1 protein-coding gene is annotated in these 234 nt (G+C 63.2%); it reads right to left on the bottom strand.

Annotated features, from left to right (window positions below; all coding sequences use genetic code 11):
* On the bottom strand, positions 1 to 234 hold a 234-nt coding region (locus tag C7I85_RS30845; RefSeq protein ID WP_146149044.1), incomplete at both ends, for a transposase.

The following is a 234-nucleotide window of genomic DNA, read 5'->3' on the forward strand; positions in this document are numbered from 1 at the left end:
GAGGGGACGACTTCTTCGAGAGCCGCAGGATGATGCCGGCCGCCTCGACGAGCACCCAGCGGATGCTCGGATCGCCACACTTCGAGATGCCCTTTTCCTGGTCGATCTCTCCCGATTGATATCGCGTCGGCGTCAAACCGAAGTGAGCAGGGACAGATCGTGATCGCCCAAACCGGCCCGGCTCATCGACCCCAGCGCGAAAGCTCAAGGCCACCATCGATCCGACACCCGGCG

Origin of the sequence: Pseudaminobacter soli (ex Li et al. 2025), from assembly GCF_003012705.1 — a bacterium.
GTDB classification, from domain to species: domain Bacteria; phylum Pseudomonadota; class Alphaproteobacteria; order Rhizobiales; family Rhizobiaceae; genus Pseudaminobacter; species Pseudaminobacter soli.